The organism is Opitutia bacterium, from assembly GCA_016217545.1.
Lineage (GTDB): Bacteria > Verrucomicrobiota > Verrucomicrobiia > Opitutales > Opitutaceae > Didemnitutus.
Map to the genome: position 1 here is coordinate 21,448 of JACRHT010000013.1, position 13,042 is coordinate 34,489.

Here is a 13,042-nt window from a genome sequence, read left to right on the forward strand (position 1 = left end):
GGATTAAGCGACGGCGGAAAGGTGGACGGACGTGGGCAGCACGACGGGCGCGGCGCTGGTGGCGGCGCCGCCATCGCGCGGCTGGAAAGGCGTGGAGCGGGCGATGCTGCCGAAGAATTCCTGCGCGCGCGCCTGCTGCTGATTTTGCTGCTGTTGCTGCTGCGCAGCGGATTGCCCGGGCGATTGCTGGTGCTGTTGCTGCGCGAACGACCCCGTGCCGGTCTGCGGCGACGAGGTGGGCGAGACCACGGGCTCGAGGAAACGCAGCGCGCTCTCGGGCTGCGCGGCGACGGCCTTCCACTCGTTCGAGATCGCGGCGCGCAACTCAGGGGAATCCGTGCGGAATTCGGTGCGGACGGTGCCGTTGCGGAGCTCGACGCGGACGGCCAGATCCTCGGTGCCAAACTTGAACTTCAGCTGGACGCTCGGCACGGGCTGGAGCTTCGAGGCGGCCTGGGCGTCGACGACGTTGGTGACCGTCTCCACAGCGCGCTTCGCAAACGAAGCCGCGACCAGCTGCGGCATCGGCTCGGGCGAACCAGCGGCCACGACCTGCGTCTGCGCCGGCACGACGGACACGATCGCCGGGACCGTCGGCGAGACGGCGGAGAAGGTGTCGTGCGGAATGAAGAGCATGGTCGGACGCGTTTCAGCAACGCCGATGCCAGCTTTCTTTTCCGGCAAGCTAAGCTCCTGCTTATCCGCAGTTAGAAAGTTTTTTCCGGCGGACTTTTTTTCGCCGAAATCGATCTCCGGCGACTCGGGGTTCGAAGCGGCAGAATTTTCCGCGCGCGGTGCGACGGACTCGGTCGCAGGCACGTTCTTCGACGCGACCTGGCCTTCGACGACCGGCGCCGTCGGCAAAGCCAGCGCAACGACCACACCTTCCGGAAGCTCGACCGACGCCTCCACTTGCAGGGGCGCCTGGTCCGGCGCCGATGAAACCGGCAGGCCAGGAGTCGTCGGGCGAACCGGAGTCGATGCGCGAACGATGGGAGTCGGACGCGGCTCGGTCGACGTCGCAGGCCGGCTCGTCGCGGTCGGAACAACCATCGTTTCGGAAACGGTCGCGGGCGAAGTCGGAGCGGCTTCGGTCTGCGGTGCCGCTGCCGTCGCGTCCACCACCTCGGGCGCGCTCGCGGAAGCGAACGGCTGGCCGGGCGCCGGCGCGGGCGTCGTCCGCTCGGGCAACGTCACGCTCAAGGCGATCGCGCCGCCGCGAAGCGCCTCAACGGTCGAAGGAACACCGCCGGGCAAAGTGTCGTCGTCGGCATTTTCCGCGCCGTGCTCGTCGGGCGAAGTGGCGACCGGAGTGAGAGGAGCTTCCGCCGGAGGCGGCGCGACCAGCGCGGCAACGGGCGCGAGCAGCGCCGCGACGGCCTCGAGAGTCGCGCGATCCGGCATCGTCGCCGTCACGGCGGGCGACGCTTCGGGCATCGCCTCATCGCTGTCGCCGGACACCGCCGCAACGTTCACGCCGCGCGCGATGCCGCGAGCATCGGTCGGCGCGCCTCGAGTCGACGACGGCGGCACGTTCTTGGACGGTGCCACGCTCGTAGGTATTGCCACACTCGTCGGCGATGGCGGCACGGACGTCGCGGTCGTCGGAGTGACGGTGCGCACGCCGGGAGCGGTGGCCACGGTGCCGGGGTTGGCGACCGGTGTAGAAACAGGGCTTGTCGCCGGCTGTGGCGCCACGGGAGCGGGCGTCGCCGTATCGCCACCGAGCAACGCGCCGAAATCGGACGCCGCGCAGGCCGGACTATTGGTCGCGACCGGCGACTCCGAAGCGCTGGCGCCGAGCAGCGCGGCGAGATCGCCGGTGAGCGCGGAGGGAACGGTCGAACTCGCACTGAGCGAGATTTCGGCGGGGGAAGTGCTGGGGAAGGAAGTCGTCATGCAGGGCTTCCTTCCGTGGAATTCGTGCGCGCCATCCGTGGCGCACGATTGAGTGTGGGCGAATCAGGCCGGCTTGGCGGCCTTCATCAGACGCAGTTTTTCGGAAAGGATGGCGACGCGGCGCGCGAGCGTGCCGTCGACGGTGGCGGTCTTGCTCATCTCCTCGAAGATCGGCGACACCGTGTCGGGCTTCATCAGCGAGAGGATTTTAACGGCGGTGGTGTCGTCGAGTTCCTTGATGATCGCGACGGCGGCACGCGGCGTGAGATTGGCGTAGGTGGTGGCGAGGGTCTTGAGGTTCTTCGCCTCGTCGGCGTTGATCTCGACGACCTTGTCGGAAATTTCCTTCCGCATCCGCTCGAGATCGGCGCGGACCTTGTCGAGTTCCTGCTGTTCCGCCGAGAGGCGGGCAGCGCGCTGGTCGAGCTGCTCGGCCTGTTTGCGCAGGCGTTCCTTCTCGCCCTTCAACTCGGAGGCGAGGTTGTCGATTTCGATCGTCCAGAAATCCCAGCCCTGGGCCTTCTGCGTCTTCACCGACGCGGCGCGCGTCGCGGCGGCGTGCGCGATGATGGCGTCGCCGGCGCGCCAGAACCAGCCCAAGCCGGCGGCCATGCCGGACATCAGCGCGAGAAAAACGACGATCGCGGGATTTTGAGCGAGCTTGGTCATGAGAAGAGAGTGCGGCGCACCGACCGGAAGCCGGCGAAATCATCCATCGCGTTCTGGTCCTCGACGAGCGCGGCGGCGCGATGGACGGAGCGCGCTTTTTCCTCGAGCTTGTTGACGACCTTGAGCTGGCGGCTCGCATCGAGGTATTCCGCGCGGCGCTTGTGCATCACATCGCGCGCCTCGATGACTTTGCGCTCTGCCTGCACTTCCTCTTCGCACTCGCTGCGGTAGGTGCGGAAGAGCGACGCGGCATCGGCGGCGAGAAACGTGCCCCCGCGTCCGTCGAACAGCGTTTGCGCGAGCTCGGCCACCCGCGTGCGCGTGGTCGCGAGCGACTCTTCGGCTTGCACGTAAACATGGACCGAGGCGGCGAACGCCTCGCGAGCGCGCAGCTCCTTGTGCGCGCGGATGACGGCCACGGGCCGGAGGGGAAAACGGAAACGTTTCATGGCACGAGGATCTTCCTGAGCAGCTTGAAGGATTCCGCGCGGGCCGTGTGCTCATGGACGCCCTGACGGAGAAATTTGCGCAGCGGCTCGTGCAGCGTGATCGCCTGGTCGAGCGCGGCGTTGGCGCCCTTTTGGTAGGCGCCGATGGAAATGAGATCCTCGTTCTTGCGGTAGAGCGCGAGGTGCTCGCGGGCCTTGGCGGCGACATCCACCTCGTCGATCGTGCAGACGTCGCGCGTCAGACGGCTGACGGATTCGAGCACGTCGACCGCGGGGTAGTGATTGAAATGCGCGAGCTGGCGCGAGAGCACCAAGTGTCCGTCAAGAATACCGCGGACGGCGTCGGCGACGGGCTCGTTCATGTCGTCGCCTTCCACGAGCACGGTGTAGAGCGCGGTGATCGCGCCGTTCTCGCCGGCGCCGGAGCGCTCGAGCAGGCGCGGCAGCAGCGCGAAAACCGACGGCGTGTAGCCGCGCGTCGCGGGAGGTTCGCCGATGGCGAGGCCGATCTCGCGTTGCGCCATCGCGAAACGCGTCACCGAGTCCATCATCAGCATCACGTTCTTGCCCTGATCGCGATACGCCTCGGCGATCGACGTCGCCGTGAACGCAGCACGCAGGCGCAACGGCGCGGGTGTGTCGGAAGTGGCGACGACGACGACAGAGCGCTTCAGGCCCTCGGGGCCGAGGTCCTTCTCGAGGAACTCGCGGACTTCGCGACCGCGCTCACCGACGAGCGCGATGACGACCACGTCGGCCGAGCAACCGCGCGCGATCATGCCGAGCAAAGTGGACTTACCGACACCGGAGCCGGCGAAGATGCCGAGACGCTGACCGCGTCCGATCGGCGTGAAGGTGTCGAGCACGCGCACGCCGGTCGTGAGTGCTTCCTTGATGCGCTGGCGGCGCAGCGGGTGCGGCGGCGTGTGGTCGCGCTCCGTGCGGTCGACGGGGAGCAAACCGAGTTCGTCGAACGGACGACCGAGCGCATCGAGCACGCGGCCGAGCAACTCCGGGCCGGGGCGCGGCAGCGGCGGACGGTCGGCGGCGGCGACTTCGCAGCCGACGTGCAGGCCGGACGTGTCGCCGAGCGGCATGAGCAGCACGCGGTGTTCGCGGAAGCCGACGACCTCGGCGCGGACGGTGAAGTCGGTGCGCGGCGAGCGGACGTTGCAAAGTTCGCCGAGGCCGACGTTCGGGCCTTCGGACTCGATGATGAGGCCGGCGACACCCGTGACCGCGCCGACGCGCTGCACCGCCGGCAGGTGCTTGACCTGCGTGCGGAGCACATCGACAAGCGGTGCGACGGCGGCGTTCATGCGCAATCGCCTCCGAAGCCGATCTCGTCGGTGAGGTTGAGGATCTCCGCGCCGAATCCCGGCGAAACGCCGGAGCGATCGAAATCCGTCGCGTCGCCCGCGCCGCAGAAAGTGTAACCTAATAGGTTACAAGTCGCGGCCGGCCTCGGCGCGTTTTCACTCGAGAGTGCGCGGAAAGTGTAACCTATTAGGTTACACGGCGGCAGGAGCTGGAGGCGGGGATTCATGCGCCGGTGAGGGAGTGGCTGAGGGCGGCGAGCTTGGTTTCCTGGCGGGCGTCGGTGAGGCCGAAGCGCGAGCGGACGAGGCAGTCGCCGGGGCGGAGCGTGCCGTCGACGCGGACTTGCAGGCCCGGATAACGCTTCATCCAATCGGGATTCAGCGCGGTGAGCAGTTCGGCGTCGCGCGGGGCGAGCGAGAGTTCGAGGCCTTCGCGCTCGGGGAAGAGCTGTTCGAGCGCTTCGCGGCAGAGGCGCTCAATCGTCTCGACCGGCGGCTCGTAGCCGGCGAGGAGGCGGTGCGCGATGTCGACCGCGAGCGCCGGGAGGGCGTCGCGAAGTTGCGTGACGAGCGAAGGCTCGATCGCGGAGAGTTTGTGCAACACGCCTTCGCTGAGCTGGCCCATGTCGGCGCGGAACTCGACCATCTGCTGGTCGGCGAGCGCGCGGGCGGAGTCGACGCCGCGGCGGTAGGCTTCCTCGCATTTGGCGGCGACCTCGGCCTCGGTGTAGATGCGTCCCTGGCCGGGCAGCACGGCGGCGGCGAGCGGGCGGTCGAAGGCGATGAGTTTGGCGTAGCCCACGGTCAGGATTTGGAAGAGCGGATCGGGGAAACCGGGAAAGCCACCACGCGCGCCCGCGAGCGAACCGGACGCGAGCGCACCGTGGCCGGGCGCGACGCGGCGGACACGCCAAACTCGAAGCTCCGCATGATGGCGCGGAGCGGTTCGGTGGTGGCGGAGGTGGGCGACGGCGTCATGGGCGTCAGGCGACGAGTGCTTGCGACTCGGAATCGAGGGAGATCTGGCCCTCTTCCTCGAGGCGGCGGACGGCCTGGATGATGACGTCCTGCGCGGCTTCGACGTCCTTGAGGCGGACGGGCCCGAGGAGTTCGATTTCCTCCTTGAGGCCTTCGGCGGCGCGCTTGGAGAGGCCGGCGTAGATTTTTTCGCGCAGCGATTCGCTGGCGGACTTCATCGAGATGGCGAGGTTGCCGGAGTCGACTTCGCGCAGCACGCGCTGCAGGTCGGCGGCGGCGAGGCGGTTGAGGTCCTCGAAGCTGAAGAGCTTCTTGCGGATCGCGGCGCCGAGGGTCGCGTTGCGCTCCTCGATGCGGGCGAGCAGGTTCTTCGACATGTCCTTGTCGAGGGAGTTGAGCAGGCCGGCGACCGCGCGGACGCCGCCGCTGCGGTGGAAGGCGGTGCGCACCTTCGTGTCGAAGTGCTTGCCGAGGGAGCGCACGATTTTGCCCACGAGGTCGAGCGACGTGGACTCTATCGTGCCGAGGCGCTCGACGACTTCCTCGCGGAGGTCGGGACTGAGCAGGGCAAACACTTCGGCGGACTTCGCCGGATCGAGATACGACAAGACGAAGGAAATCGTCTGCGGCTGCTCGTGCTTGATGAGATTGAAAATCTGGCGGCCTTCCATCTCGGCGATGTCGCTGATGATCTCGATGGAGCTGCCGGCGACGGGGCCGACGCGGCCGATGATCGATTGGGCCTTGTAGTCGCCCTTGGCGATCTCGAGCGTGCGTTGCGCGAAGGGCAGGCCGCCGAGCGCGGAGCCGACGCTGGTGGCGACGATCGAGCTGAATTCCTCCATCGCCTGCTTCTGCGTGGCCTCGGGAATCATCGTGAACGTCGACATCTCGCGGCACAGCATCTCGATCTCGGCGTCGTCGAATTGTTTCAGCACCTCGGCGGCGGCCTCGGGCCCGATGCAAATCAGGAAGACGGCGAGCTTCTGCTGACGGTTGAGCTTGGTGAAATCGATGTCGGCCATGGGAGAACTAGCTGAGAGTTGAGAGCTGAGAGCTGAGAGAAAGAGCCGCGACGCAGAGAGCGGTCCGGTTGGCCGGGCCGCTCGTCTCTGGGCTCTGGGCTCTGAGCTCTGGACTTTTCACGGGATCAATTCTTGGCGGCGGGCGGGTTGGCGACCCAGTCGCGGAGCGCCGTGCCGATGTTGGCGGGTTTCTGCCGGATGAGTTGGTTGAGCATGTCCGGCGTGATCGCGGAGCCGTTCTGGAGCTGGCGGGCGGCGATGTCGGGCGGCATGGCGAAGACTTCGACCGGGACGGTCTCGGGCTTCTGCTTCGAGAGGAGGCGGAGGAAAACGAGGAGCACGATCGCGGCGCCGGCGACGGCGGCCCAGCGCGAGGCGACCTCGATCCAGCCTTGCATGCGCGTCTCGCTCTGGATGGCGGAGACGGTCTCGGCCACGGGCTCGACGGCGAAGGGCAGTTCCTGCAACGCGACGATCGAGTCGAGTTCCTGGCCGGGCGCGGCCTTGAGGCCGAGCGCGTTGACGACCACTTGGCGCAACGCGGTGAGTTCCTCGGGCGTGCGTTTCTGTTGCGTGGGCTGCGTGCCGGCCGGCGAACCGGCGGGCGGCGGGACGAGGCGCGGCGCGATCATCACGGAGGCGGTCACGTTCTTGATCGTGCCCGGATTGCGCGTGATGTTCGTCGTGGTGCGGTTGATCTCGTAAGCGGTGGTGCGGTTCTTGCGCGATTGCTCGGTGGTGTTGACCGGCTTGGCGGTTTCGGCCGCGACCGTCTTTTCCGGGACGTTGGCGCTCACGCCGGTGGCGCCGCCGTTGGTGCGGGTTTCGGCGGAGTTGGAATTATCCTCGGTGATCGTCTGCGTGCGGACAACCTGGCCGTCCGGATCGAATTTTTCCTGCATCTGCGTCGTCGACTCGGTGTCGATGTCGGCGGAGACGCGGACGACGGCGTTGCCCGGCCCGATGACGGCGCCGAGCATGGTCTCGACTTTCTTGGAAAGGTAATCCTCGACCTGTTGCTTGTAGCGCATCTGCGAGGAGGCGTTGCCGAGCGACGGGTCCTGCTTGAGTTCCTCGGAGAGCACGCGGCCGCGGTTGTCGACGACGGCGACGGTGTCGGGCGTGAGGCCTTGGACGGCGTTGGCGACGAGGTGGCGGATGGCGTTGACGCCCTCGGTGTCGAGGCGACCGCCGCCCATGTCGACGAAGACGGAGGCGGTGGAGCGCACGCCCTGGTCGGTGAGGAGGAGCCGGTTTTCCGGCTGCACGATCATGACGCGCGCGGCGCGGACGCCTTGGAGCTGCGTGATGGTGCGGGCGAGTTCGCCTTGGATGGCGCGGAGGTAATTGGTGCGCTGGACGAAGTCCGAGAGGCCGAACTGGCCCTTGTCGAAGATTTCAAAACCGACGCCGTCGCCGCTCGGGAGGCCCTTCGAGGCGAGATCCATGCGGAGCTTGTAGACTTGGTCGGCCGGGACCTGCACGGCGGTGCCGCCGGCGGTGACTTGGTAAGGGATGTTGCGCGTCTGGAGTTCGCTGATGATCGCGGTGGCGTCCTTCTCGGCGAGGCGGGCGTAGAGCAGCTGGTAATCGGGGCGGCGCGACCACATGACGAGCGCGATCATCGCGCCGATCACGCCGAGGGCGGCGACGATGAGCGAGACGCGTTGGTTGAGGCCAAGCTGTTGCCAGAGGGCGAGCAGGGAGGCGGCGAAGTTTTTCATGCGGCGTTAGGCGCGGGAGCGGAAAGAGAAAGTTCGGGAGAACGAGAAAGAGAATGAGAACGAGAACGAGAACGATTCAGGCGGCGGGCTCACACCTGCATGCGCATCAATTCCTGGTAGGATTCGACGAGCTTGTTGCGCACCTCGACCATGAGGGAGAACGCGACGCCGGCTTCCTGCATGGCGATGACGGATTGGTGAAGCTGGTCGGTCTCGCCCATGAGGACCTTTTGCGTGAGCTGGCTGGCTTCGGCCTGCTTCGAGCTGACGGTGTCGACGAGTCCGCCGAGCATTTCGCTGAAGCCGTTCGAGGTCGGCGCGGCGGCGCGCATGCCGTCGGGCAGCGACCCGATGGCGCCGGCGGCGGCCTGCTTCTCGCGCAGCGCCTCGGCGCGCGCCATGGCTTGGGGAACGAGGGAGGAATAAACGGAGCCGACGGGAGACATGGGATTACTTGCCGATCTCGAGCGTCTTCATCGCGAGGTTGCGCGAGTTCTTGGCGACGGAGAGGTTCGCCTCGTAGGCGCGGGAGGCCGTGATGAGGTCCACCATTTCGTAGGCGAGGTTGACGTTGGGCATCGTGACGAGGCCGTCCGGGCCGGCGTCGGGATGCTGGGGGTTGTAAACTTGTTGGCCGGGCGACTTGTCGCTCTGCACGCCGCCGATGCGGACGGTGGTGAGCGAGGCGCCGCCGGTGCGCTTCACGAGCTCGGTCTCGAAGGAAACGATCTGGCGCTTGTAGGCGCCGCCGTCGGCGGTGCGGGTCGTCTGGGCGTTGGCGATGTTCTGCGCGACGATGTCGAGGCGCATGCGCTGGGCCGCGAGCGCGCCGGAGGTGACTTGGATGCCGGGGATGAGGTCCATGGGTCAGCGGCTCAGTATTGGCGGCCGGTGATGGCGAGCTTCAGCTGCTTGATGTTCCGGGAGACGACTTCGCTGAGGAATTCGTATTCGGCGGAGTTCTTGTTCATCGCGAGCAGCTCGTGCTCGATCTCGACGGTGTTGCCGTCCGGGCGCACGGCGCGCGCATGGGCGTCCTCGGCGAGTTTCGGCTTCAGCTCGGCGGCGCGGTCGAAATCGCCGGTCTTCAAGCTGGCCTTCAACTGCTCCGAAAAATCCGTGCTGACGTCCAAGCGCCGATAGCCGGGCGTTTCGGCGTTGGCGATGTTGGCAGCGATCGCTTCCTGGCGCAGGGCGGCCGCATCGAGGAGTTTCCGGGCTACGGCGTAGTTGGCGGATTGAAAGATGGGGTCGACCATACCCTCGCGTAAACACGGCGCATGCCAGTGCACGCCCCACCCCTCCAAGCCACACAATATCAGCGAAATAGGCCGAAACTCCCGAACGCGCCGGCCAATTGGGCGACAGCTAGGTCGTTCCCCGGCAGAAATTGCCCGCCCTCGCGGAGGCGTCCGGAGAATTTCCGGAGCGTAAAACTACAGCCCCGCCCGTTTGGGCCGATGGATGGGGACAAAGCCTCATGAGGGACAGCGAGTTCGATTTCATCCGCACGCTCGTTTACGAACGCAGCCGCATCCAGCTTGGCCCCGACAAACGGGAGCTGGTCGCCGCGCGTCTCGGCAAACGGCTCCGCGCCACGAAGACCGACAGCATCGGCCACTACTGCGACCTGCTCAAATCCGGCCAAGCCGAGGAAGAGCTCGCGCACCTGATCGACGCCATCTCTACGAACCACACGTTCTTCTTCCGCGAGAACGCGCACTTCGACTACCTCCGCTCGCACATCGTGCCGGAAATGCTCGCGCGCCACCGCACGGAGCGCTGGTCGCAATTCTACGTGTGGAGCGCCGCCAGCTCCTCCGGCGAGGAGCCCTACTCCATCGCCATGACGCTTGCCGAAGCCCTGCCGCGCACCAGCGGCTGGAACTGGCGCATCGAAGCGACGGACATCTCGCACCGCATCCTCGAGAAAGCGCGCAACGCGATCTACCGCGACGACGTGGTCGCCAAGCTCCCGCAGTCCACGATCAAAACCTACTTCCAGCGCGGCGTCGGCCCGCAGGAAGGCAACTACCGCGTGCGCCCGGAAATCCGCTCTCAGGTGAACTACCAGCATCTGAACCTCCTCGAGGGCGAGCCGCCGTTCAAGGATTCGTTCCAAGTCATTTTCTGCCGCAACGTGATGATCTACTTCGATCGCCCCACGCAGGAGGAACTCGTCAACAAGCTCACGCGCCGCTTGGTCCCCGGCGGTTACCTCCTCGTCGGCCACAGCGAAAGCCTCACCGGCATCAAACACTCTCTCCAACTCGTCAAACCGGCGATCTACCGGCGTCCGCTCAAGCCATGACCGCACCGAAAAAAATCCGGGTGCTCATCGTCGACGACTCCGCCGTCGTCCGGAAACTCGCCAGCGAAGCCCTCGCCGCCGATCCCGAGATCGAAGTCGTCGGCACCGCCATCGATCCCTACATGGCGCGCGACAAGCTCAAGGAGCTCTCGCCCGACGTCCTCACGCTCGACCTCGAAATGCCGCGCATGGACGGCCTCACGTTCCTGCGTCTGCTGATGGAGCGCCGCCCGATCCCGGTCATCGTGATGAGTTCGCTCACGCAGCGCGGCTCCGAATACGCCCTCGAGGCGCTCCGCCTCGGCGCCGTCGACGTTCTCGGCAAACCGAGCGGCTCGTTCTCCTTCGGCAACCTTGGCCCGCAACTCATCGCGAAGGTCAAAACCGCCGCGCAAGCGCGCGTGCGCCCGCTCCCTCCGTCCGCCGATCCCGCGCCCGCCACCCACGCCGCATCGAGTCCCGCCACCGCGACAACGGCAGCCGCGCCCGCGCCGAAACCCGTCCGCTACGTCCCGGCCCTCACGCCCGCCGTGGCGAAAACCCGCATTGATCCGTCGCGCCTCCGCCAGCTGGACCCGCGCGCCATCATCCTACTCGGCGCCTCCACCGGCGGCACCGAAGCGCTCCGCGACGTGCTCACCCGCCTGCCGGGCGACTTGCCGGGCATCGCGATCGTGCAGCACATCCCGGCGACGTTCTCCAAGGCCTTCGCCGATCGCCTGAATTCCCTCTGCCAACTCGAGGTCCGTGAAGCCGTCGATGGCGACCGCGTCACGCCCGGCCTCGCGCTGATCGCCCCCGGCAATTTCCACATGATGCTCCAGTGGGCGGGCGACGGCTACCGCGTGCGCGTCGTCGACGGTCCGCCGGTCTGGCACCAACGCCCCGCCGTCGACCTGCTTTTCAAGTCCGCCGCCGATTGCGGCGCCGCCCCGCGCGCCGTCGCCGGCATCCTCACCGGCATGGGCAAGGACGGTGCCGAGGGCCTCAAGAAGCTCCGCGAGAAAGGCGCCACCACCTTTGCCCAGGACGAAGCCTCGTGCGTCGTCTACGGCATGCCGAAAGCCGCGTGGGATTGCGGCGCCGCCCAGATTCAAATCGCCCTCGAGCGCATCGCTCCCTATCTTGTCGGCCGTTGCGAAGCCGCGCCTCACCCTGCCGCCGTTCCGGTGCTGAGCGGCTGATCCCATGTCCGGTCCTGTCAACCAGTCACCCTCCATCCTGATCGTCGACGACGAGCCGATCGTCCTTGGCGCATTGAAGGAAACGCTCGAACGCGAACGCTACCAAGTCGTCTCCTGCTCCAGCCCGATCAAGGCCCTCGCGATTCTCGAGGAGCGCGATTTCGCCGTCATCATCTCGGATCAGAAGATGCCCGAGATGCTCGGTCTCGATTTTCTGATCGAGAGCCGCCGCTTCCGGCCGCACGCCTCGCGCATTCTCATCACCGCCGTCCTCTCGCTGCCGACGATCGTCGACGCGATCAACAAGGGCGAAATCTTCCGCTTCGTCGCGAAGCCGTGGCTCCGCGAGGAACTCCTCGCCACCGTCCGCAACGCCATCCAGCGCCACGACCTCGTCACCCACAACGAAGCGCTCATGGCGCAGACCCAGCAGCTGAACGCGCAGCTGATGATGGCCAATAGCCAACTCGAGAAGCAGGTCGCGGCCCTTGAGCAGAAACGCCAGAGCCTCGACGCCGCCAACCAGGAACTCGGCGCGCGCTACGAGAGCTCGCTCGAACTCTGCCGCCGCATCCTCACCGCCTACGATCCCACGCTCGGCGGTCAGGCCAAGGCGCTCGTCGAGTTCGCCACCAAGATGGCCGACAACGGCCCGTTCACCGACGCCGAGAAGCACGCGCTCAAATCCGCCGCATGGCTCTGCGACCTCGGCCTCATCGGCGTCTCGCGCGAGCTGCTCCGCACCTTCCGCACGAATCCCGCGCAACTCACCGACCGCGAACGCGGCACGTTGCACAACCACCCGATCTACAGCCAGACGCTCGCCTCGCTTGTCGACCCGCGCCCCGAAGTCGGCGAAGTAATCCGCGCGCACCACGAGAATTTCGACGGCACCGGCTTCCCTGATGGCCTCGCCGGCAAAATTATCCCGTGGCCCGCGCGCTGTCTCGCCGTCGCCGTCGGCTTCGTCGAATCGTCCGCACCGAAGCAATCCACGATCGACGCCATCCTCGCGCGCTCCGGCACGAAGTTCGACCCCGAGGCCGTCCGCCTTTTCCTCAAGGTCACGCAACTCGTCCACCTCCCGCGCCAAGTCCGCGAAATCCTCCTCGACGAACTCGAGCCCGGCATGGTGCTCGCCACCGGCATCTACAGCCCGCACGGCCTGTTGTTGATCGGCGAAGGCCAGGCCCTCGGTCCGGCCACGATCGCGAAAATCCGCGATCACAACAACATCGCCCCCATCTCGCAGCGCCTGCTGGTCTACAGCTGAGCGCGCCGCGCCGAGGGACGCCGGGCCTCAGGCCTGCGCGCGCAAGCCGCCAGAAAAGGAGCGAGAGCTTCTGACCTGCTCCCCTCCCGCTGAAGTGGTTTGAGTGAGAAATCCGGGTGTAATACCAAACCGACACCCGACATGAAGAAGCACCACACCGAGGAGCAGATCCTCGGGATCTTGAAGGAAGCGGAGCTGGGCAAACCGTTGC

General features: G+C 66.7%; 15 protein-coding genes. 4 read left to right on the forward strand and 11 right to left on the reverse strand.

Annotated features, from left to right (window positions below; all coding sequences use genetic code 11):
- Positions 1–3: 3 nt before the first annotated feature.
- The gene (locus HZA32_12300; GenBank protein ID MBI5424854.1) at positions 4–636 is read right to left on the reverse strand and encodes a hypothetical protein; all 633 of its coding nucleotides are present in this window, start codon (positions 634–636) and stop codon (positions 4–6) included.
- Between HZA32_12300 and HZA32_12305 the strand changes: the two genes are divergently transcribed.
- Positions 626–1,951: a hypothetical protein gene (locus HZA32_12305; GenBank protein MBI5424855.1), complete on the forward strand. Its 1,326-nt coding sequence runs from the start codon at positions 626–628 to the stop codon at positions 1,949–1,951. The two genes, HZA32_12300 and HZA32_12305, sit on opposite strands and share 11 nt — an antisense overlap.
- An 11-nt stretch (positions 1,952–1,962) precedes the next feature.
- Here HZA32_12305 and HZA32_12310 read toward each other — a convergent pair whose 3' ends face one another.
- From HZA32_12310 to flgB, 10 genes are all read right to left on the reverse strand, one after another.
- On the reverse strand, positions 1,963–2,568 hold the full coding sequence (locus tag HZA32_12310) for a hypothetical protein (protein MBI5424856.1): 606 nt from the start codon (positions 2,566–2,568) through the stop codon (positions 1,963–1,965).
- Positions 2,565–3,017 carry a flagellar FliJ family protein gene (locus tag HZA32_12315; protein MBI5424857.1) on the reverse strand — a complete coding sequence of 151 codons (453 nt, stop codon included), beginning with the start codon at positions 3,015–3,017 and terminating at the stop codon, positions 2,565–2,567. The genes HZA32_12310 and HZA32_12315 overlap by 4 nt, the downstream gene beginning before the upstream one ends.
- On the reverse strand, positions 3,014–4,336 hold the full coding sequence (locus tag HZA32_12320; protein ID MBI5424858.1) for a FliI/YscN family ATPase: 1,323 nt from the start codon (positions 4,334–4,336) through the stop codon (positions 3,014–3,016). The genes HZA32_12315 and HZA32_12320 overlap by 4 nt, the downstream gene beginning before the upstream one ends.
- Entirely contained in the window at positions 4,333–4,563 is a 231-nt protein-coding gene (locus HZA32_12325) for a hypothetical protein (GenBank protein ID MBI5424859.1), read from the reverse strand. Before HZA32_12325 ends, HZA32_12320 begins: the two co-directional genes overlap by 4 nt.
- Positions 4,560–5,147 (reverse strand): flagellar biosynthesis protein, encoded by a 588-nt coding sequence (locus HZA32_12330; protein ID MBI5424860.1) that lies wholly within the window; start codon positions 5,145–5,147, stop codon positions 4,560–4,562. The genes HZA32_12325 and HZA32_12330 overlap by 4 nt, the downstream gene beginning before the upstream one ends.
- Before the next feature lie 172 nt (positions 5,148–5,319).
- Positions 5,320–6,339 carry a flagellar motor switch protein FliG gene (gene fliG / locus HZA32_12335; GenBank protein MBI5424861.1) on the reverse strand — a complete coding sequence of 340 codons (1,020 nt, stop codon included), beginning with the start codon at positions 6,337–6,339 and terminating at the stop codon, positions 5,320–5,322.
- A gap of 125 nt (positions 6,340–6,464) precedes the next feature.
- The gene (gene fliF, locus HZA32_12340) at positions 6,465–8,063 is read right to left on the reverse strand and encodes a flagellar M-ring protein FliF (protein ID MBI5424862.1); all 1,599 of its coding nucleotides are present in this window, start codon (positions 8,061–8,063) and stop codon (positions 6,465–6,467) included.
- Between the two features lie 89 nt (positions 8,064–8,152).
- The gene (gene fliE / locus HZA32_12345) at positions 8,153–8,509 is read right to left on the reverse strand and encodes a flagellar hook-basal body complex protein FliE (GenBank protein MBI5424863.1); all 357 of its coding nucleotides are present in this window, start codon (positions 8,507–8,509) and stop codon (positions 8,153–8,155) included.
- A gap of 4 nt (positions 8,510–8,513) precedes the next feature.
- Positions 8,514–8,927, reverse strand: a complete 414-nt coding sequence (gene flgC, locus HZA32_12350) for a flagellar basal body rod protein FlgC (protein ID MBI5424864.1) — start codon at positions 8,925–8,927, stop codon at positions 8,514–8,516.
- 11 nt (positions 8,928–8,938) lie between these two features.
- Positions 8,939–9,322, reverse strand: a complete 384-nt coding sequence (gene flgB, locus HZA32_12355; protein MBI5424865.1) for a flagellar basal body rod protein FlgB — start codon at positions 9,320–9,322, stop codon at positions 8,939–8,941.
- A gap of 221 nt (positions 9,323–9,543) precedes the next feature.
- Here flgB and HZA32_12360 point away from each other — a divergent pair, with 221 nt between their 5' ends.
- From HZA32_12360 to HZA32_12370, 3 genes are read left to right on the forward strand one after another with little or no spacing between them, the layout of a single operon-like run.
- On the forward strand, positions 9,544–10,374 hold the full coding sequence (locus HZA32_12360) for a protein-glutamate O-methyltransferase (protein MBI5424866.1): 831 nt from the start codon (positions 9,544–9,546) through the stop codon (positions 10,372–10,374).
- Positions 10,371–11,558 (forward strand): chemotaxis response regulator protein-glutamate methylesterase, encoded by a 1,188-nt coding sequence (locus tag HZA32_12365; protein ID MBI5424867.1) that lies wholly within the window; start codon positions 10,371–10,373, stop codon positions 11,556–11,558. Before HZA32_12360 ends, HZA32_12365 begins: the two co-directional genes overlap by 4 nt.
- 4 nt (positions 11,559–11,562) lie before the next feature.
- Positions 11,563–12,831 (forward strand): response regulator, encoded by a 1,269-nt coding sequence (locus HZA32_12370; GenBank protein ID MBI5424868.1) that lies wholly within the window; start codon positions 11,563–11,565, stop codon positions 12,829–12,831.
- The last annotated feature ends 211 nt before the right edge of the window (positions 12,832–13,042 follow it).

Excerpts from the sequence above, each read along its gene's own strand:
- HZA32_12305 (MBI5424855.1), top strand. The coding sequence starts at position 626 with ATGAAGAGCATGGTCGGACGCGTTTCAGCAACGCCGATGCCAGCTTTC.
- HZA32_12300 (MBI5424854.1), bottom strand. The coding sequence starts at position 636 with ATGCTCTTCATTCCGCACGACACCTTCTCCGCCGTCTCGCCGACGGTC.
- HZA32_12310 (MBI5424856.1), bottom strand. The coding sequence starts at position 2,568 with ATGACCAAGCTCGCTCAAAATCCCGCGATCGTCGTTTTTCTCGCGCTG.
- HZA32_12315 (MBI5424857.1), bottom strand. The coding sequence starts at position 3,017 with ATGAAACGTTTCCGTTTTCCCCTCCGGCCCGTGGCCGTCATCCGCGCG.
- HZA32_12320 (MBI5424858.1), bottom strand. The coding sequence starts at position 4,336 with ATGAACGCCGCCGTCGCACCGCTTGTCGATGTGCTCCGCACGCAGGTC.
- HZA32_12325 (MBI5424859.1), bottom strand. The coding sequence starts at position 4,563 with ATGAATCCCCGCCTCCAGCTCCTGCCGCCGTGTAACCTAATAGGTTAC.
- fliG (MBI5424861.1), bottom strand. The coding sequence starts at position 6,339 with ATGGCCGACATCGATTTCACCAAGCTCAACCGTCAGCAGAAGCTCGCC.
- fliF (MBI5424862.1), bottom strand. The coding sequence starts at position 8,063 with ATGAAAAACTTCGCCGCCTCCCTGCTCGCCCTCTGGCAACAGCTTGGC.
- fliE (MBI5424863.1), bottom strand. The coding sequence starts at position 8,509 with ATGTCTCCCGTCGGCTCCGTTTATTCCTCCCTCGTTCCCCAAGCCATG.
- flgC (MBI5424864.1), bottom strand. The coding sequence starts at position 8,927 with ATGGACCTCATCCCCGGCATCCAAGTCACCTCCGGCGCGCTCGCGGCC.
- flgB (MBI5424865.1), bottom strand. The coding sequence starts at position 9,322 with ATGGTCGACCCCATCTTTCAATCCGCCAACTACGCCGTAGCCCGGAAA.
- HZA32_12360 (MBI5424866.1), top strand. The coding sequence starts at position 9,544 with ATGAGGGACAGCGAGTTCGATTTCATCCGCACGCTCGTTTACGAACGC.
- HZA32_12365 (MBI5424867.1), top strand. The coding sequence starts at position 10,371 with ATGACCGCACCGAAAAAAATCCGGGTGCTCATCGTCGACGACTCCGCC.
- HZA32_12370 (MBI5424868.1), top strand. The coding sequence starts at position 11,563 with ATGTCCGGTCCTGTCAACCAGTCACCCTCCATCCTGATCGTCGACGAC.